The organism is Actinomycetospora sp. (assembly GCF_036497245.1).
GTDB lineage: Bacteria > Actinomycetota > Actinomycetes > Mycobacteriales > Pseudonocardiaceae > Actinomycetospora.
Map to the genome: position 1 here is coordinate 1 of NZ_DASXJS010000122.1, position 18,236 is coordinate 18,236.

The following is an 18,236-nucleotide window of genomic DNA, read 5'->3' on the forward strand; positions in this document are numbered from 1 at the left end:
CACCCGCCGCGACGGCTTCGGCCCGGCCCCCGACGTCGTCGCGGTCCGCGAGAGCGAGGGGATCGTGCGGGTCCCCACCCCGTTCGGGCCGACCGCCTGGCTGCTGACCCGGTACGACGACGTCCGGTCGATGCTCGGCGACGCCGACGACTTCGCCAACGGCTGGACGCCTGCGGACCTCGGGGAGACCGGCCGCGACCCGCGCCAGCTCTCCGGCGAGCGGGCGGGCAACCTGCTCGCGCTCGACCCGCCGGACCACACCCGCCTGCGACGGCTCCTCACCGGCGAGTTCACCGTGCGCCGGATGCGCCGTCTCGAGCCGCGCATCGTCGAGATCGTCACCGAGCACCTCGACGCGCTGGAGCGCACCGGGCCGCCCGCCGACCTGGTGTCGACGTACGCGCTGCCCATCCCGTCGCTGGTGATCTGCGAGCTGCTCGGCGTGCCGATCGCCGATCAGGACGAGTTCCAGGCCCGCACCGCCCGCCAGCTCGACATGACGCTGCCGGAGGAGGAGCGGGTCACACTGGCCGCGGAGGCGCTGGCCTACATGCAGGGGCTCGTCGCCGGTGCCCGCCGCGACCCCGGCGAGGACCTCCTCGGGATGCTGGTCCGCGAGCACGCCGACGACCTCGCCGACGACGAGCTGGTCGGGATCGCGAACCTGCTGCTCGTCGCCGGGCACGAGACCACGTCGAACATGCTCGCCCTGGGCACGCTCGCGCTCCTGCGGCATCCCGAGCAGCTGGCGCTGGTCCGCGACGACCCGGACGCGGTGCCGGGCGCGGTGGAGGAGCTGCTGCGCTGGCTCGCGATCGTCAACTCGGGGTCACCGCGGCTGGCGCGTGCCGACGTCGTCCTCGGCGGGGTGACGATCCGCCGCGGGGACCTGGTCTCGTTCAACCTCCCCGCCGCGAACCGCGATCCCGCCCTGCTGGAGGACCCCGAGCGCCTCGACGTCACCCGTGCCTCGGCACCCCACGTGGCGTTCGGGCACGGAATCCACCACTGCCTGGGCGCGCCGCTGGCGCGCCTCGAGATGCGCGTGGCGTTCCCGGCGCTGCTGCGGCGCTTCCCGGACCTGCGCCTGGCCGTGCCCGACGACGAGGTCCACTTCGCCTCGCACCGCGCGATCCACGGCCTGGTGGAGCTGCCCGTCGCGTGGTGACCCGGCACCTCACATCGGGGTGAGGCGCAGCGACACCCGCGTCTGCGGGCCGCGGGAACGGCCCGAGCGCTTCAGGAAGGGCTCCGCGAGCTGGAGCAGCCGGAGCGCGCCGAACTCCCAGCCGTACTTGCGCCGCAGCAGACGCTCGGTGAGACCGGCCCCCTCGGGCGACTCGTCGACGACGGCGGTCGCGCGCACCGTCGGGGTGTCCGCGGCGACGCGACCCCGGCGGTCGCACGCGCGCAGCTCGACGCGGGAGTCGTGGTGGATGCGCCGCACCTTGCCGCTCTCGCCGACGGCGTAGACGACGAGTGCGGCGCCGTCGCGGACGACCCACACCGGGGTCGCCACGGCCTCGCCGGAGCGGCGGAAGGTGGTCAACGAGACGTAGGGCTCGTCTCCGAGGGTCACGAGTGATGCCGTCACATGATCGTCGATACCCGTCGCCTCCCCACCACGCACAGCCACGAACCTCACAGCGCGTCATCGATCACAGAAGGCCATCCCCGCCGCAGCACGGCGAACGCGGCGTCGACCGCCTCTTCGGGGCCGGGCGAGGACTCCAACGAGCGCGATGACGTGATCGGGCTCTCTCCGCCGGCGCGGGCGGTCGCCTTCCGGTCCGCGTGCCACGCCACACCCACAACACGACCGTCACGCGACCGACACGCGGTCATCACGGGCCGTGGTCCCACGGTCGCGCTCCGGTCGGGCACCCTCCGGGCATGAGCATTCCGGGAGCCGACGACCCCGTCGACGGACACGGCGCCCGACCGCCGCGCGTGGTCATCATCGGGAGCGGGTTCGCGGGGTTCCACACGGCGAAGTCGCTGGCCCGACGGATGCGCGGCGCCGTCGAGATCGTCGTCGTCAGCCCCACGAACTATTTCCTGTACCTGCCGCTGCTCCCCGAGGTCGCGGGCGGCATCCTCGAGCCGCGTCGTATCGCCGTGGCGCTCTCGGACGCCCTGCCGTCGTGCGTGCGCCACGCGCCCGGTGAGGTCGACGACATCGACCTCGACGGCCGCGAGATCGGGTGGCTCGACCCCGAGGGGGTCCAGCACCGGATGTCCTACGACCGGCTGGTCCTCACGGCGGGCAGCGTGCACAAGGTGATGCCGGTCCCCGGGATCAACCAGTACGCGGTCGGGTTCCGCGGGGTGCCGGAGGCGCTCTACCTCCGCGACCACCTCATCCGGCAGATCGACCTCGCCGCGATGTGCGACGACCCGCGCGAGCGCGCGGCGCGGTGCACGTTCGTCGTGGTCGGCGCGGGATACACGGGCACCGAGGTCGCCGCGCAGGGCCAGCTGTTCACCCGCGCGCTCGCCCGCAGCCGCGGCCTCGACCCGGACGAGATGCGCTGGGTCCTGGTCAGCCGGGGCGAGGTCCTCGCCGGCCTCGACGCGCACCTCTCACGGACCGCGGACGCCGTCCTGCGCAAGCGCGGGCTCGAGGTGCACACCCACGAGACGATGGAGGAGGCGACCGAGGAGGGCGTGCTGCTCAGCTCGGGGGAACGGCTGCCGACCCGGACCCTGCTCTGGTGCGTCGGCGTGCGCGCCGACCCCCTCATCGAGAGCCTCGACATCGCGGTCGACGGCGGCCGGGTCGTGGTCCACGAGACCCTCCAGGTCCCCGGCCGCCCGGAGCTGTACGCCTGCGGGGACGCCGCCGCGGTGCCCGACCCGAGCCGGCCCGGGGAGTACACCGCGATGACCGCTCAGCACGCGGTCCGCCAGGGGGCGCTCGCGGGCCGCAACCTGGCCGCGTCGCTCGGGCACGGATCCGCTCGCCCGTACCGCCACCGTGACCTCGGCTTCGTCGTGGACCTGGGTGGGTTCCATGCGGCGGCGGCTCCGCTGCACGTGCCGCTCACCGGCCTGCCGGCCAAGGTCGTGACGCGCGCCTACCACCTGGCCGCCATGCCCGGCAATCGCCTCCGTACCGCCGCCGACTGGGCGCTGGAGGCCGTCCAGCCGCGTCAGAGCGCCCAACTGGGCCTCGTGCGTTCACCCGCCGTGCCACTCGACACCGCGTCGCCCGAGGTCCCCCAGCATCACCTCGGCTTTCCTCACGCGAGCGGCCCGAACTGATCCGCGGCGCGATTCCGCGGCGGGCGACCGCAGAAACGGATCACCGCTTGGCATTGTGGAACACACAGGGGATCCGGACTCCGAACAGCCTTTCGATCGCGAAGTGTCCGACCAGACCCGCCGGGCAACCGCCCGGGGCGTTGCCGCTGCTGACAGGCGGGTCGCGACACCTACGGGCCCCACACCACTTTCACAGCCCTGCTGTCTTGTTGGGGCCCCACAGAGTGGATTACTCTGTTCTGGTAGCCGGGCAGCAACGTCTCCCCCCGACGAAATCCGGGCCTACCCCCCCAGGCCCGGAGGTGTGCTGCCCGGCTACTCATGTGCCATTCGCGGGGAATCGCGGGAATTCCGGGGAAATGACGCCCGGCCGGCTGGTGCCCGATCGATCGGTGCGCGGAAGGTCCGGGACCCGGCCGGTTCCCCCGGACCCGTTCGTGGTACCCAGGAGGGACCCGCCTCCGGTCTCGACGCCGGGGGCCGACCCGACCGGATTGGTGCAGCAGATGGCCCTGATGCGTCGCGTGGCCGCCCTCGGAGCCGCCGTGGCCGCCGCCCGTCAGTACGCGCGGCAGAACCCGGACAAGGTCAACCGGTACGCCGATCAGGCCGCGACGTTCGTCGACCAGCGCACCCACGGCCGCTTCCGGCGTCAGCTCGACACCGCACTGCGCCAGGTCCGCAAGGAGACCAGCGTCCCCGGCGCCGCCCGGTTCGGCCCGAGCCAGGCCGGCCAGTACGGCCCGCAGCAGCACCGGACCGGCGGGGTGGGGAGCAACAACGGCTTCGGGACCGAGCGCTACCCGAGCGAGCGCACCGACCGGTAGCCGGCCGGGCCCACGCGGGTCGTCGGGCTCGACCCCTCAGCTCATCAACTGCTCGAAGAAGCCACCGATGCGGTGCTCGCGGTCCACGAGGTGCACCTCGAGGATCCAGTGGCACCGGCGCCCGGACGCGTCCACCGCCCGGTGCATGGGGGTGTCGTTGCCGGTCGTGATGTAGCTGTGGAGCCGCTCGGCGTCGATCAGCTCGTGCGGGAACTCGCCGACGAGGTGGCCGCTGTGCGGGCCGCCGAACTCCCACCCCGCATCCCGGGCGAGCTCGCGCACGTGGGCGTACAGCTGCTCACCGGTGACGTCCGGCCGCTCGTCGAACCAGGCGCGCCCCGACTCCCAGACGCGGGGCAGGTCGTCGGCGAGGCGGTGCTTGCGGGGGTCGTCCCCGAGCACGAAGGTCCGGCCCACGTCGGCCTCCCACGCGGCGAACACCGGGCCGAGATCGACGAACGCGATGTCGTCCTCACCGATCCGGCGGTCGGGCGGGTTCTCCGCGTAGGGCGCCAGCGTGTTCTCCCCGGAACGCACGACCCGCTTGTGCCAGTGGCGAGAGGTTCCGAACAGCTCCGCGCCGAGATCCCGCACGGCCAGGCTGACCTCGGACTCCCACCTCCCGGGGGCGATCAGCCCGCGCCTGCCGATCTCGGCGAACAGCTCAGCGGCGTGCTGCTCGGCCTCGACGAGGCACCGGGTCCGGTCGTCCTCGTCCAGCGTGCTCGTCGCGTCCACGACGCGATCCTCACCCCGCCGGCCGCCGCGACGGAAGACCACCCTCGGGATCCGACCGCGGCGACGCGGCGCGGGACGTTAGCGTCCCGGACCGTGCAGCCCGCCGACATCGGACGCCTGGTCACCCCGAGCAGCCCGCGGGTCTCCCCCGACGGGACCCGCATCGTCGTCGTCGTCACCCGCGTCGACCTGGAAGCCGACCGCTACCGCAGCGCCCTGTGGCTCGCCCCCGCCGACGGCTCGCGGACCGCGCGGCCCCTCACCGCGGGTGAGGTGTCCGACGCGAACCCGGCCTGGTCCCCGGACGGCTCCCGGTTGGCGTTCGCCCGCTCCTCGGAGGGGCGTCACCGGCTGCTGGTCATGCCGGTCGGGGAGCCGGGCGAGCCGGTGGTCCTCGCGGACCGGGCCGAGCCCGTGGGCGGGCTCGCCTGGTCGCCCGACGGCACCACCCTGGCCTTCAACTCGCGGGAGCCGCGACCGGAGGCCGCCCCGATGACGGCGCCGGGCGAGGGCACCTCCAAGCCTCCCCGCCGCATCGACCGGCTGTTCCCCAAGCTCGACGGCGAGGGCTGGATCGTCGACCGGCCGCGGGCGGTGTTCGTCGTCGCGACCGACACCCCCACACCGCCGCGGCTACTGGTCGCGCACCGCTACGACCTCGGTGCGCCGGCCTGGTCACCGGACGGCCGCGCGCTCGCGGTCTCGACGGTCCGGGACGTCCCGGACGCCGACCTGACGATGATCGAGGCCCTGCACCTCGTCGACGTCGACGGCGAGCACGCGGGCGAGCTGCGCCCGCTCACCGCGGAGCTGACGACGTCGCTCACGCACCCGTCGTTCTCCCCGGATGGCACCCGCATCGCGGTGCTCGCCGAACAGATGACGGTGGTGCCGTCGTTCGGCCGCGTCGCGACCGTCCCGACGGCGGGCGGGGACCCGACGGTGCTCACCCGCGGCCTCGACCGGCAGGCGTCGCCGATGGTCGGTCTGCGGGCCCCGGTCTGGCGTGGCGACGACGAGCTGCTCTTCGCGGTCGAGGACCACGGGACCCAGCCGCTGTACCGCGTGCGCACCGACGGCTCGGTCGGCTCGGGGGTTCCCCCCGAGCCGGTGCTCGGCGGCACCCGCGCGATCGTCGGGTACGACGAGGCCGCGGGCACCCTCGCGGTGGTGTCGACGTCCCCGACCGAGCGCCCCGAGCTCGCGGTGGTGCGCGACGGCGTCGAGACCCGGCTGACGGCGCTCTCCGCCGGGTTCCACCGTGACGTGCCCGGCACCGAGCCCGAGCACCTGCGGGTGCCCTCGCCCGGCGGCGGCGAGATCGACGTGTGGCTGCTGCGGCCGCGCGTGCCTGCGGGCGACCGCGTCCCCGTGCTGCTCTCCGTCCACGGCGGGCCGATGACCCAGTACCCGACGGCCTGGTTCGACGAGTTCGCGCTGTGGACGGGCGCGGGCTACGCCGTCGTCTGGTGCAACCCCCACGGCTCGACCGGCGACACCGAGGCGTTCCTGCAGGCGATCCGGCCGACGGAGGCACCGGAGGTCCCCGGCACGGGCTGGGGCGGGGTCGACGCGGACGACGTGCTCGCGGCGCTCGACGCCGCCCTGGCCCACGACCCGGCCCTGGACAACGCGCACGTCGGCGTCCTCGGCGGCTCGTACGGCGGGTTCATGACGACGCTGCTCGCCGCCCGCACCGACCGGTTCGCCGCGGCGTGCAGCGAGCGCGCCGCGAACAACCTGCTCTCCCTGGAGTGGGGCGGTTCCGACGCGGCGGGCTTCTTCCGCTTCGAGTTCGGCGGGCTCACCCACCTCGACCGGCCGGACCTCTACACCCGGCTGTCCCCGGTCACCCACGCCGCCGACATCCGCACCCCGATGCTGCTGCTGCACTCCGACGAGGACCTGCGCTGCCCGCCCGAACAGGCCGATCAGCTCTATCTCGCGCTGCGCCTGCTCGGCCGGGAGGTCGAGTACTGGCGCTTCCCGGACGAGGGCCACGACCTCTCCCGCGGCGGCTCGCCACGGCACCGCGTGACCCGCGCGGAGATCATCCTGGACTTCTTCGCCCGCCACCTCGGTGGTGCTCCGCCCGCTGCCGGCGCAGCGGCGGCGGGCGGAGCGTCGCTCACACCTCGCTCCGCTGGGGAGCCCCCTCCTCGTCCGGGCTGACCGCGCCGGCGTCCACGGCGGCCTCCACCGCGCCCGCCTTGCGCGGGAAGTTCGGCAGCCAGTGGTTGAACACCAGGTTCAGCACGAACACGACGATGACCGTGGACGTGATCGACGAGCCGAAGATGACCTGGAAGTCCGACGAGAAGTGGTCGTAGAAGTCGGGCTGGATCGTCGGGATCAGCCCGATCGAGAACGACACCGCGATGATCAGCAGGTTGTGGTTGTTCGGCCCGCCGAAGGTGACCTTGTGCAGCGTCTGGATGCCGACTGCGGTGACCATCGCGAACATCACCGTCGCCGCGCCGCCCACCACCGGGCCGGGCAGCGCCGCCACGATCGCGCCGACCTTCGGGACCAGGCCGAGGATCACCAGGCCGACCCCGCAGACCGTCACGACCCAACGGCTCTTGATGTTGGTCATGCTGACCAGGCCGACGTTCTCGGCGTAGGCGGTGTCCGGGAACGAGTTCATGAAGCCGGCGAGGAACGCCGAGAGACCGTCGACGGCGAGGCCGCGGGCGAGGTCGTTCGGGCTCAGGTCCCGCCCGGTGAGCTCACCGACGGCGAGCATGTCCGCGGTGGACTCCACGTAGGTCACCAGCATCACGATGCACATCGAGATGATCGCCGCCGCCGCGAACTTCGGTGGACCGAAGTGGAACGGCTGCGCGATGCCGAACCACCCGCTCGACGCGACCGCGGAGAAGTCCACCAGCCCCATCGGGATGGCGATGATGGTGCCGATGACGATCGCGAGCAGCACCGAGGTCTGACCGAGGAAACCGCGGAGGAAGCGGGCGAACGCCACGATCAGGACGACGACCACGGCGGCGAGCACGATGTGGGAGACCTGCCCGGAGTCGGGGTTGGTCATCATCGCGACCTTGCCGTCCTCGTCGAGGAAGGGCTGCCCCGCCGCGTTGAGCTTCGGGATCTCGGCGGTGAAGGTCGAGGTCTTGTCGCCCGCGATGAGGCCGATGTTGGCGCCGATGAGCGAGAGCCCGATCATCGCGATGACCGTGCCGGTGACGAGCGGCGGGAAGAACCGGATGATCATCGAGAACGGCTTGGCGATGATCAGCCCGAAGATGCCGGCGATGATCATGGCGCCGTAGACGTAGGGCAGGCCGTCGCGGCCCCCGTAGGACGTCGCGATGATGATCATCGGGTTGAGCACGGTGAACGTCGCGCCCGCGACGACGGGCAGCCGCACGCCGAGAATCCGCCCGATGCCGGCCGACTGGATGATCGACGCGATCCCGCAGATCAGCAGGTCGGCGCTGACCAGGATCGCGATGTCGGACTCGTCGAGCCCCACCGCCGGGCCGACGATCAGGGGGACCGCGATGGCCCCGGCGTACATGATGAACAGGTGCTGCAGGCCCAGCACCAGGAGCCGGGGCAGCGGAAGGACCTCGTCCACGGGGTGGACGGCGTCCTGCGGGGGCGCGGGTGACGTCACGGCGGTCTCCAGCGGGTCGGCGCGTCCCGGCACCAGGCCGGGTGAGGCGTCGCCCACGATGAACGCGCTCCGTGACGGCGACCCGAACCGCGCGTCACACCCCCGTGTCCGGACCCGACCAATCGGACGGAACGGACGAGCGCAGCCGTTCGGGACTCAGGCCGCGACGGCCAGGGGCTCGTACGGGGCGCGGACGAGCGCGGCTCCGACGGCTCGCTGGGTGGCCGCCGAGGTCAGCTGGGCGACGTGCCCGTGGCGGACCTCGACGTTGTGCGCGTGGGGGTCGTGGCTGGCCCGCCACGGCACCGCGCCGTCGGCCCGGCTGTAGATGCTGGTGAAGGGCAGGTCGTCGGGCCACGGGGCGCGCAGCGACTCCCGGAAGCGGGCACAGCAGCGTCCGCCGACGAGGCAGCCCAGCCCGTAGAGACCCGGCACGCCCACGGTGCCTGCCACGGCGAGGGCCCACGCCGCGGCGGCCATGGGCGCCGAGAGGCCCCAGAGGTCGAACGGGGTCCCGATGGTCACGAGGTGGGAGACGGCGTCCGGTGCCTCGACCCCGACCGCGCGGCCGAACTGTCCGCCGCGGCTGTGCCCCACGAGGCGCACCGGCTGCCCGGCCCGGTCGGCGAGCTCGCGCACGCGACGGGTGAGGGAGGTGACGGTGCGCTGCGAGCAGCCCATCCCCGCGGCGATCGTGTACGGCGTCACGTCGTACCCGAGCCGGGTGAGCCAGAGGGTCATGGGGTCCAGGCACGGCCGGGTCTCCCCGAGGCCCCCGAGGAGGACGACGGGCCCGTCACCCGGGTGCTCGACGGCCTCCTGGACACCGACCGAGCGGTGCCGCAGGCCCGTGAGCCCGATGGTCGCGCGGCCCGCCTGCTCGAGGCCCAGGCCCACCATGGAGTTCCACCACATTGCGACCACCTGACGGAGACGGCTGCTGCAACCCTGCGACCAGCGACCGCCGGTTACCCTTTCGTCACCCTGCGGTAAACCGGCCACGGATCATTCACTGGTCGGGAAGCCGAGATCGAGCCCGCCGCCGTGCTCGGAGGACGCCGGGTCGGGCCACCGGGAGGTGACGACCTTGCCGCGGGTGAAGAAGTGGACGCCCTCGGTGCCGTGGGCGTGGGTGTCCCCGAACAGCGAGTTCTTCCAGCCGCCGAAGGAGTAGTAGGCCATCGGGACCGGGACCGGGACGTTGATCCCGATCATCCCGACCTCGACCTCCTGCTGGAAGCGCCGTGCGGCGCCGCCGTCGTGGGTGAACAGGGCCGTGCCGTTGCCGTAGGGGTTGGCGTTGACCAGGGCGACGGCCTCGTCGTAGGTGTCCACGCGGAGCACCGAGAGGACCGGGCCGAAGATCTCGTCGGTGTAGATCGTCATGTCGGTGGTGACGTGGTCGAACAGCGTCGGGCCGACGAAGAAGCCGTCACCCTCGGCGTCGAACTCGCCGGTCCGGCCGTCAACGACGACGTCCGCGCCCGCCGCCTCCCCCGCGTCGACGTAGCCCGAGACGCGCTCCTGCGCGGCCCGGGTCACCAGCGGGCCCATGTCCGTGCCACGCCTGCCGTCGCCGGTGCGCAGACCCGTCGCGCGCTCGGCGATCCTCGCGACGAGGGGATCACCGGCCGGGCCGACCGCGACGACGGCCGAGATCGCCATGCAGCGCTCCCCGGCCGACCCGAAGCCGGCGTTCACGGCCTGGTCGGCGGCCAGGTCCAGGTCGGCGTCGGGCAGGACGACCATGTGGTTCTTCGCCCCACCCAGGGCCTGCACCCGCTTGCCGTGCGCGGTCCCGGTCTCGTAGACGTGGCGGGCGATCGGGGTCGAGCCGACGAAGCTGATGCTCTTCACGTCCGGGTGGGTCAGCAGTCCGTCCACCGCGACCTTGTCCCCGTGCAGCACGGTGAAGACCCCGTCGGGCAGCCCGGCCTCGGCCCACAGGTCGGCCATCCACTGCGCCGCGCCCGGAACCTTCTCGCTCGGCTTGAGCACGACGGTGTTGCCCGCGGCGATCGCGATCGGGAAGAACCACATGGGGACCATCGCCGGGAAGTTGAACGGCGAGATGATCCCGACGACGCCGAGCGGCTGCCGGATCGAGTGGACGTCGACGCCTGCCGAGGCGTTCGCCGTCGCCGACCCCTTGAGCAGGTGCGGCATCCCGCAGGCGAACTCGACGACCTCCTGCCCGCGCGCGACCTCGCCTGCGGCGTCCGCGAGCACCTTGCCGTGCTCGGAGGTGATGATCGCGGCGAGCTCGCCCGCGCGCGCGTTGAGCAGTTCGCGGAACCGGAACACGATCTGGGTGCGCTTGGTGAGCGAGGTGTCGCGCCAGCCGGGAAAGGCCTCGCGGGCGGCGCCGACCACGCGCTCGACGTCGTCGGGCGAGGCGAAGGCGACCTGCTTCGTCAGGGCGCCCGTCGCCGGGTCGGTCACGTCGCCGGTCCGGTCCCCGGTGCTCGCCAGGGCCTTCCCGCCCGCCCGGTGCTGCAGGATCTCGGCCACGGTGTCCTCCTGGGGTCGGCGTCTCGTCGGCCGGAGTTCCCGTCCGGGCCCCCCTCGACGCCCATCGGGCGGCGCTGTCCGTCGGTCATGATCGAACACCGTGACCAGGTTGTGTCCTCTTTCTTCACGATGAGGTCGTTCTCGCTGTAACAGCGCTGGTGAGGCCGCCGACACATCGGCGTCGGGGCCTGTCGATCAGCGTGGATGAGGACGGTAGACATGAGTCCCAGTAGGGCGACCCTCGCGCGGAGGTTGGGCGCGATCGCCGCAGGAGTCGTACTGGTCGGGTCGGCCTACACGGGCGTCGCCTTCGCCGACGAGGGCAGCGGCGGGAGCTCGCAGCCGAGTGATCCCGTGGGCGGCCTCGTGAGCGGCATGACCGGCGGGTCGTCCTCTGCGTCGCAGGATTCCTCGGGGTCGGACTCCTCAGGGTCCTCTGGATCCGGGAGCTCGTCGGGGTCGAGCGGCTCGTCGTCGGGCTCCGGCGGCTCGGGCTCGTCCGGATCGATCTCCGTCCCGTCGCTCCCGTTGCCGACCGACGCCCTCGACCCCGACACCGGGTCGTCGTCGTCCGCCGGGCTCCTGAGCCCGAACGCCCTCATCTCGATCCCCAGCAGCATCACGTCCTTCCCGTCGTTCCCGACGACGCTGCCGACCATCCCCGGGCTGCCCGACCTGACAGGTACAGACCCGACGACGGCGTGCAGCACCGTCGTCTCCACGCTCGGCGGGCTCGACCCCACCGGCCTGTCCTCCGCGCTGCAGAGCCCGGCGGCGATCTTCTGCGGGGCGCTCGGCTTCACCCTGCCGGGCCTGCCGGGGACGACAACCACCTCCGGCCCGAGCACCGAGACCATCTACGCCCCGCCGCAGTACTACGGCCCGGGGAAGAGCTACACCGGCAACAGGTACTGGGACAGCGGACACGGCCACCGTTACTGCAGCTGCTCGACCGGCAGCGGGTCGGACGACGCGCCAGTCTCCGTGACCCAGGTGACCACCATGCCCAAGGGCGGCGTGGACACCGGCGACGGTTCGTACGGTCCGTGACGGGGAGACGGGACAGATGGTGAGCACCACACTGGAGACTCCCCCCAGGGGAGAGAGCCGCACCAACTCGGCCACCAACAAGATCTCGATCGCGATCGTCGTCCTGCTCGGCCTGGTCGCCCTCGTCGTCGGGATCACGTCGGGTCCGGGCAAGAACGGGGGCGCCCCGATCCTGCTCGCCGCGTCGGCGCCGACGCGGGTGACGGTGCCGTCGATCGAGGCGACCTCGTCGCTGATCCCGCTCGGCCTGCAGTCCGACGGTGAGCTGGCCGTCCCGCCGCTGTCGGCCCCGATGCAGGCGAGCTGGTTCGACAGGAGCCCGACCCCGGGCGCCCTCGGGCCGGCCGTGATCCTCGGGCACATCAACGGGAACGGGAAGCCGGGCATCTTCGCCGATCTGGGGCGGGTGCAGGCCGGCGAGCAGATCCTCGTCGACCGGACGGACGGCCAGACCGCGGTCTTCACGGTCTCGCACGTCGACACCGTGCCGAAGTCGAGCTTCCCGTCGAACGACGTGTACGGCGACACCCCGGACTCCGAGCTCCGGCTCATCACCTGTGGGGGCGTGCTCGACAGGGCGGACCACAACTACCTGTCGAACGTCATCGTCTACGCGAATCTCACCGAGGTGCGGAAGACCTGATCCGGTTCTCGCCACGACCCGACGCGGCCGTCGTCCCTCTCCGGGGCGGCGGCCGCGTCGTCGTTCAGGTGCGGGGCCGGGCCGCGGCCCACCCGCTGGCCGTCAGGACCACGAGCGCGCCCAGCACGAGAGCCAGCGCCGGCGCCCAGGCCTCCGCCGGATCCCCGGCCGTCGCGTGCAGCGCGCCGACGACCGTCGGTCCCAGGGCACCGATCGCGTACCCGCCGGTCTGCATGAACGCGCCGAGGCGGCGGTTCTCGGTGGTGGTGCGGGACGCCGCGAGGACCGCGGAGAAGAAGACGAAGAAGCCGCCACCCTGGGCCGCGCCGCCGAGCGAGCACCACAGCGGCCACGCCGCGGGCGCGAGGAGGAGGCCTCCGGGCAGGGCCAGCCAGCCGAGCGCGACCGGCACGAACGCCAGGCGCAGGCTGCCCGTCCGGTTCCGGACGAGCGGGGTGGCCAGGGCGCCGGCGACCGCGAAGATCTGGAACAACGAGGACGCGACGCCCGCGCTCGCCGCGCCGAGCCCGCGCAGGTCCGCAAGGATCTCCGGGAGCCAGGCGGTGAGTCCGTAGTAGCTGAACGACTGGCAGGCGAACGCCGCGACGAGCAGCCACCCGACGGGTCGGCGCCAGGGGCTCCGCTCGGTGGAGGTGGTCCCGTCCGGCGTGGAGCTCACGGCGGCGCCCGGTCTGCGTCCTCGGGTCGCCACCGTCCAGACCACGGCCGCGGCGAGGGCGACGACCAGCCAGGCCAGGAGCGCGATCCGCCACCCGACGCCGTCGGTGAGGGGCACGGTGATCGACAGCGTGATCATCGAGCCGACGTTCATCGTCGCGGTGTAGGCGCCGAGCAGGGCACCGGAGCGGTGCGGGAAGTCCCGGCCGATCACCACCGGCACGACGACGTTCCCGACGGTGATGCCCGCCCCGATCAGGGCGGTCCCGGCGAGCGCCCCCGCCACCCCGTCCGCCGAGCGCAGCAGTGTCCCGCCCCCGAGCACCGCGAGCCCGACGAGCATCGCCCGCTCCGGACCGAGCCGGCCGATCATCCAGGAGGCGGGCGGCGCGGCCACGGCGAAGGCGAGCACCGGGAGGCTCGTCAGCAGGCCCGCGACGGCGGCCGACACCCCGAGGTCGGCCCGGATCGCATCGACGACCGGCGCGACGGCGACGATCGGTCCCCGCAGGTTGAGCGCGACCAGCAGGACGGCCGCCGCGAGCAGGGGCCCGCCGACGGGCGGGGCGGCCGCGGGCCGCTCCCGACTGGCCGAGGGCGTGGTCACGACTCCCCACTCTCACCGACCGGTGCCCGACGCGCCCGCAGGTGCACGTGTGGGCCTCGCCTCCCGCCGGGCAGCCAGACACATGGCCCGGTGCCTCCCGGACAGCCCGCGGACGGGCCTCGAGTCGAGGAGGACGACGATGACCGACCACGACGACGCGCGCGTGCGCAAGGCCCTGCAGGGCATGGATTTCCCCGCGACGCGGAACCAGCTCGTGGAGTACGCGACCGACCGCGGCGAGATCGACGATGCCACGCTCACCGCGCTGGCCGGGCTGCCCGAGGCCCGCTACGGCTCGATCGACGACGTGGTGTCGGCCGTGCCGCATCGGCCGGGGACGACCAGCAACCGGTGACGTCGTCGGGGGGCGCTGCTAGACCTGCGGTGTGACGAGCTGGTCAGAGGTGGAGCAGGCGGCTCCCGAGCCCGCCGCCGTGGTGCGGGCACTGTTCGGGCGCGGGAAGCACAAGACGATGGCGACGCTGCGCCGCGACGGGTCGCCGCGCCTGAGCGGCATCGAGACGGAGTTCGAGCACGGCGAGCTGACGCTCGGCATGATGCCCGGATCGATGAAGCTCGCGGACGTGGGACGGGACCCGCGGGTCGCGCTGCACTCGCCCTCGGTCGACCCGCCGGCGGACGACCCGACGGGGTGGCCGGGCGAGGCGAGGGTGTCCGGTCGGCTGCACGCGATCGCCCGGCCCGGCGAGGGCCCCGACGGGTCCTACTTCGCGGTCGACGTCACCGAGATCGTGCTGACCAGGATCGCCCCGTCGGGCGACCGCCTGATCATCACGTCGTGGCGGCCCGGCGGCCAGGTCCGCGAGGTGGAACGGACCTGACCCGCCGGCGTGTCAGTGCGCGATCAGCTGCCCGAGACGCCGGGTCAGCTTGACGTTCTCCCGGTAGTCGACCGGGACGACGATGACCGAGGGCCGGTCGCGCTGGTCGAACGCCTCCTTCAGCGCCGGGCGCAGCTCGTCGGCCGAGGTCAGTCGGCGCGCGTGGCACCCGAGCCCCTCGGAGATCTTGACCAGGTCCGGCGAGGGGAAGTCGGTGCCGAAATGCCTGCCGAACTCCACCTCCTGCTTCCAGGAAATCAGCCCGTAGCCGTTGTCCTCCCAGACGAGGTTTACCGGCGCGACCCCGAGCCGCACCGCCGTCGCGAGCTCGGCGCCGTTCATGAGGAACCCGCCGTCCCCCGAGATCGCGCAGACGCGCAGGTCGGGATGCACGAGCGAGGCGGACACGCCGCCCGGGACCGCGATCCCCATCGAGCAGAAGCCGTTGGAGATGATGCAGCTGTTCGGATCGTAGGTCGGGTAGTGGCGCGCGATCCACATCTTGTGGGCCCCGACGTCCGAGATCAGGATGTCCTCGTCGCCCATCTCGGCCCGCAGATCGGCGAGGATGCGCTGTGGCTTCATCGGGAAGTCGCCGGTCTCGGCCTCCGCGGCCGACCCGCCCTCGCTGATCTCCTCGGTGAGGTGGGCCCGCGCGCGGGCGTGCGCCTCGACGTCGGGGAAGCGCTGCTCGTCGGTGAGCCCCTCGGTGATCGCCCAGAGGGCGGCCGCGATGTCCCCGACGATCTCGACGTTCGGGCGGTAGGCCCCGTCGACCTCGGCCGGGTCGAAGTCGATGTGCAGGAGCCGCTTGCTGCGCCCGATGTTCCAGCGCGACGGCGGCCACTCGACCATGTCGTACCCGACCGCGATGACCAGGTCCGCGGCCTCGAACACCTCGGTCACGTAGTCCCGGGAGCCGAGGCCGACGGCGTAGAGGCTGCGCTCGTGACGGTCCGAGAGCGCGCCCTTGCCCATGAACGTCATGCCGGCGTAGATGCCGGTCTCGTCGACGAACCGCTGCAGCTGGCGGCTCACCCGGGTGCGCACGCAGCCCTGGCCCACGAGCAGCACCGGGCGCTCGGAGCGGGCGATGAGATCGAGAGCGGCCTGGATCGACTTGTCGTCGGGCACCGGCCTGCGGACCTTCTCCGGCGGCACGATCGGCGCGCTGTCGACCTCGTGCTTGGCGATGTCCTCGGGCAGCTCGACGTGCGTCGCGCCGGGCTTCTCGGCCCCGGCGAGCTTGAACGCCTTGCGGATGACCTCGGGGATCGTCGTCTCGTCCCGCAGCGACGTCGTCCACTTGGTGATCGGCGTGAACATCTCGACGACGTTCATCGCCTGGTGGGACTCCTTGTGCAGACGCGTCGTCGCGCCCTGCCCGGTGATCGCGACCACCGGCGAGTTGTCCATGTTGGCGTTCGCCACGCCGGTGACCAGGTTCGACGCGCCCGGCCCGAGGGTCGACAGGCACACCCCCGGGTTGCCCGAGAGGCGGCCGTAGACGTCGGCCATGAATGCCGCGCCGGCCTCGTGGTGCGTCGGCACGAACCGAATCTTCGAATCCCGCATCGACATCAGGAGGTCGGCGTTCTCCTCACCCGGCACGCCGAACACGTACTCGACGTCCTCGGCCTCCAAGCACCGCACGAACAGATCGCTGGCCCTCACGGTCACGCTCCCCACAGATCGCTGACGACCGGTGCTGTACCCCATGACGGCCCGGATTCACCCGTCCGTCGGCCTCGCTCCGGTCGCCATCAATCCTCCGTGGTGCGGCCGGTTCGTCCAGCCGTGGGCCCGAGAGATCGCTCACCGGGGGCCCGGGGTCGCCGCGACGCCCCCGTAGCCCACCTCGAACCGGCTCAGCGCCATGCCCGGCCCGCCCGTCCAGGGCTCGAACCCGGCTTGGATGTTGGTGAGGAAGTCGGTCGCCTGGACCGAGCCCTGCGCGACCGCGTCCTTGACGAAGTCGGTGATCGGCAGGTCGTTCGCCTGGTCGACGTAGCCCTGGCGGACGTATGAGATGACGTTCACGCCGCCGTTCGTGCCCTTCCAGACCTCCCAGGTCGCGCCGCCGATCGTCGCGGTGCCGGACTGCTGCCCGATCGGCTTGATCCCACCGGTCTCCTTCAGCCAGATCATCAGCTCCATGGCGTCGTTGTGCCCGTTCTTCTTCGGCGTGCTGTCCGCCCAGACGTCGTAGGCCAGGTTGGACTTCGTACCCGCGGGGATCGCGCCCGCGATGCTCGAGCTGATCGGGCCGAGGTCGCTGATGCGCGTCGGCAGGGTCGTGCCCTGCGTGCAGGTCCCCATCCAGCAGCCCGACATGATCGACGGGTAGGACGCCGGAGCGTCATTCTTGGCGTGCTCGCCGGAGTTCACCGTGAAGCCCTGGGTCGTCGCGGTCACGCACTGACCGTCCGAGGCTCCCCACTCGTTGTTCTGCACCATGAACCGGCCGCCGTCGACGTCGGTGGACCCGAACTTGTCGCACACCTGCCGTCCGCCGGTGCCCTGTCCGCCGGCGCCCTGTCCGCCGCCGGCCGTCCCCGTGCCGGTGGTGGGGCTGCTCGACCCGGCGCCGGCGCCGGTCGCCGTGCCCGTCGAGGTGCCGGTGCTGGTACCCGTGTCGGTGCCGGCGCCCGTCGAGGAGCCGGCGCCGGCTCGGGCCGTCGGTGATCCGGCGTCCGCGGGTGACGCGGCCGTCGCGACGCCGGCCCCTGTCGTTGCGGTCGGCCCCGCCGTGGCGGTCGCCGCCGTCCCCACCCCGGTCGAGCCGTACCCGGTCGAACCCCCACCCGCCGCGCCGGTAGCCGTCGAGCCGTACTCGGTCGAACCCCCGCCCGCCGAGCCGGCGGCCGTAGATCCGGCGGCCGTTGCAGATCCGGCGGCCGTCGCGCGGCTGGACGTCGATGCGGCGGGCGAACCGATAGCGGTCGCCTCTGTGCCCGTCGACGCGGACGCGGGTGACGCGGAGGTTCTCGAACGGGACGCCGCCGAGCCGGAGCCGGAGCCGGACGAGTCATAGGCCGTCGAGCCGGTCCCGGATGCCGTGGCACCCGCACCCGTCGCAGATCCCGCGGCACCCGTACCGGTCCCGGAACCGGCGTCTCCGGTGCCCGTCCCGGATGCCGTGGCTCCTGTGTCGGCCGACGCGGACGCGGACGAGGGCGCTGTCGACGTCGGCGCGGCGACCGCTCCCGCAGTGGACGCACCGTCGGAGGCGGGTGTCGTACGGGACGCCCCTCCGGCGGCGTCCGTCGCGCTCGCGGTCCCCGACCCACCGCCGGCGCCGGCCAGACCGGAGACCTGGTCGAGGGTCTTCCCGACCTTGAGGTCGTTCAGGAACAGCGTGCTGTCCTGCTTGATCGACTCGTCGCGGTAGATGCCGGTCTTGAGGTAGGCGCTGCCCTTCACGTTCGACTGGGGTGTC

At 72.8% G+C, this 18,236-nt stretch carries 17 protein-coding genes; 9 read left to right on the forward strand and 8 right to left on the reverse strand.

Features of this window, described 5'->3' with window-relative positions; all coding sequences use genetic code 11:
* A partial coding sequence (locus VGI02_RS12530; RefSeq protein ID WP_331627707.1) for a cytochrome P450 occupies positions 1-1,168 on the forward strand: 1,168 nt, incomplete at its 5' end.
* A gap of 9 nt (positions 1,169-1,177) precedes the next feature.
* Here the strand turns inward: VGI02_RS12530 and VGI02_RS12535 are convergent.
* The gene (locus VGI02_RS12535; protein ID WP_331627708.1) at positions 1,178-1,579 is read right to left on the reverse strand and encodes a PPOX class F420-dependent oxidoreductase; all 402 of its coding nucleotides are present in this window, start codon (positions 1,577-1,579) and stop codon (positions 1,178-1,180) included.
* A 314-nt stretch (positions 1,580-1,893) separates the two neighbouring features.
* On the opposite strand from VGI02_RS12535, the gene VGI02_RS12540 reads away from it, so the two are divergent.
* Both VGI02_RS12540 and VGI02_RS12545 read left to right on the forward strand, forming a co-directional pair.
* Entirely contained in the window at positions 1,894-3,264 is a 1,371-nt protein-coding gene (locus tag VGI02_RS12540; RefSeq protein ID WP_331627709.1) for an NAD(P)/FAD-dependent oxidoreductase, read from the forward strand.
* 506 nt (positions 3,265-3,770) lie between these two features.
* Positions 3,771-4,091 (forward strand): antitoxin, encoded by a 321-nt coding sequence (locus VGI02_RS12545; RefSeq protein ID WP_331627710.1) that lies wholly within the window; start codon positions 3,771-3,773, stop codon positions 4,089-4,091.
* A 36-nt stretch (positions 4,092-4,127) separates the two neighbouring features.
* Here the strand turns inward: VGI02_RS12545 and VGI02_RS12550 are convergent, their stop codons facing one another.
* Positions 4,128-4,829, reverse strand: coding sequence for a M24 family metallopeptidase (locus VGI02_RS12550; RefSeq protein ID WP_331627712.1), 702 nt, complete (start codon positions 4,827-4,829; stop codon positions 4,128-4,130).
* Positions 4,830-4,922: 93 nt separating this feature from the next.
* On the opposite strand from VGI02_RS12550, the gene VGI02_RS12555 reads away from it, so the two are divergent.
* Positions 4,923-7,001: a S9 family peptidase gene (locus tag VGI02_RS12555; protein WP_331627713.1), complete on the forward strand. Its 2,079-nt coding sequence runs from the start codon at positions 4,923-4,925 to the stop codon at positions 6,999-7,001.
* Here VGI02_RS12555 and VGI02_RS12560 read toward each other — a convergent pair.
* The 3 genes from VGI02_RS12560 to VGI02_RS12570 all read right to left on the reverse strand — a co-directional run bounded on the left by VGI02_RS12560 (position 6,958) and on the right by VGI02_RS12570 (position 10,977).
* On the reverse strand, positions 6,958-8,466 hold the full coding sequence (locus VGI02_RS12560) for a nucleobase:cation symporter-2 family protein (protein WP_331627724.1): 1,509 nt from the start codon (positions 8,464-8,466) through the stop codon (positions 6,958-6,960). The two genes, VGI02_RS12555 and VGI02_RS12560, sit on opposite strands and share 44 nt — an antisense overlap.
* A 156-nt stretch (positions 8,467-8,622) precedes the next feature.
* Entirely contained in the window at positions 8,623-9,366 is a 744-nt protein-coding gene (locus VGI02_RS12565) for an alpha/beta hydrolase (protein ID WP_331627714.1), read from the reverse strand.
* A 105-nt stretch (positions 9,367-9,471) separates the two neighbouring features.
* Positions 9,472-10,977 carry a CoA-acylating methylmalonate-semialdehyde dehydrogenase gene (locus VGI02_RS12570; RefSeq protein ID WP_414638250.1) on the reverse strand — a complete coding sequence of 502 codons (1,506 nt, stop codon included), beginning with the start codon at positions 10,975-10,977 and terminating at the stop codon, positions 9,472-9,474.
* 528 nt (positions 10,978-11,505) lie between these two features.
* On the opposite strand from VGI02_RS12570, the gene VGI02_RS12575 reads away from it, so the two are divergent.
* The gene (locus tag VGI02_RS12575) at positions 11,506-12,027 is read left to right on the forward strand and encodes a hypothetical protein (protein ID WP_331627715.1); all 522 of its coding nucleotides are present in this window, start codon (positions 11,506-11,508) and stop codon (positions 12,025-12,027) included.
* A gap of 16 nt (positions 12,028-12,043) precedes the next feature.
* Positions 12,044-12,670 (forward strand): class F sortase, encoded by a 627-nt coding sequence (locus VGI02_RS12580; protein WP_331627716.1) that lies wholly within the window; start codon positions 12,044-12,046, stop codon positions 12,668-12,670.
* A 64-nt stretch (positions 12,671-12,734) separates the two neighbouring features.
* Here the strand turns inward: VGI02_RS12580 and VGI02_RS12585 are convergent, their stop codons facing one another.
* Positions 12,735-13,955: an MFS transporter gene (locus VGI02_RS12585; protein WP_331627717.1), complete on the reverse strand. Its 1,221-nt coding sequence runs from the start codon at positions 13,953-13,955 to the stop codon at positions 12,735-12,737.
* A gap of 139 nt (positions 13,956-14,094) precedes the next feature.
* Here VGI02_RS12585 and VGI02_RS12590 point away from each other — a divergent pair, with 139 nt between their 5' ends.
* On the forward strand, positions 14,095-14,310 hold the full coding sequence (locus tag VGI02_RS12590) for a DUF2795 domain-containing protein (protein ID WP_331627718.1): 216 nt from the start codon (positions 14,095-14,097) through the stop codon (positions 14,308-14,310).
* 31 nt (positions 14,311-14,341) lie between these two features.
* Positions 14,342-14,797, forward strand: a complete 456-nt coding sequence (locus VGI02_RS12595) for a pyridoxamine 5'-phosphate oxidase family protein (RefSeq protein WP_331627720.1) — start codon at positions 14,342-14,344, stop codon at positions 14,795-14,797.
* Positions 14,798-14,809: 12 nt separating this feature from the next.
* Here the strand turns inward: VGI02_RS12595 and VGI02_RS12600 are convergent, their stop codons facing one another.
* Both VGI02_RS12600 and VGI02_RS12605 read right to left on the reverse strand, forming a co-directional pair.
* Complete coding sequence (locus VGI02_RS12600) at positions 14,810-16,471, reverse strand: acetolactate synthase large subunit (protein ID WP_331627721.1); 1,662 nt, start codon at positions 16,469-16,471, stop codon at positions 14,810-14,812.
* Positions 16,472-16,612: 141 nt separating this feature from the next.
* A complete protein-coding gene (locus VGI02_RS12605) occupies positions 16,613-17,299 on the reverse strand; it encodes a GH12 family glycosyl hydrolase domain-containing protein (protein ID WP_331627722.1) in 687 nt (228 codons plus the stop codon).
* A 64-nt stretch (positions 17,300-17,363) separates the two neighbouring features.
* On the opposite strand from VGI02_RS12605, the gene VGI02_RS12610 reads away from it, so the two are divergent.
* Positions 17,364-17,831 (forward strand): hypothetical protein, encoded by a 468-nt coding sequence (locus VGI02_RS12610; RefSeq protein ID WP_331627723.1) that lies wholly within the window; start codon positions 17,364-17,366, stop codon positions 17,829-17,831.
* The last annotated feature ends 405 nt before the right edge of the window (positions 17,832-18,236 follow it).

Bases quoted from the DNA above. Each gene is read 5' to 3' on its own strand.
- VGI02_RS12540 (WP_331627709.1), top strand. From the start codon at position 1,894: ATGAGCATTCCGGGAGCCGACGACCCCGTCGACGGACACGGCGCCCGA.
- VGI02_RS12545 (WP_331627710.1), top strand. From the start codon at position 3,771: ATGGCCCTGATGCGTCGCGTGGCCGCCCTCGGAGCCGCCGTGGCCGCC.
- VGI02_RS12565 (WP_331627714.1), bottom strand. From the start codon at position 9,366: ATGGTGGGCCTGGGCCTCGAGCAGGCGGGCCGCGCGACCATCGGGCTC.
- VGI02_RS12580 (WP_331627716.1), top strand. From the start codon at position 12,044: ATGGTGAGCACCACACTGGAGACTCCCCCCAGGGGAGAGAGCCGCACC.
- VGI02_RS12590 (WP_331627718.1), top strand. From the start codon at position 14,095: ATGACCGACCACGACGACGCGCGCGTGCGCAAGGCCCTGCAGGGCATG.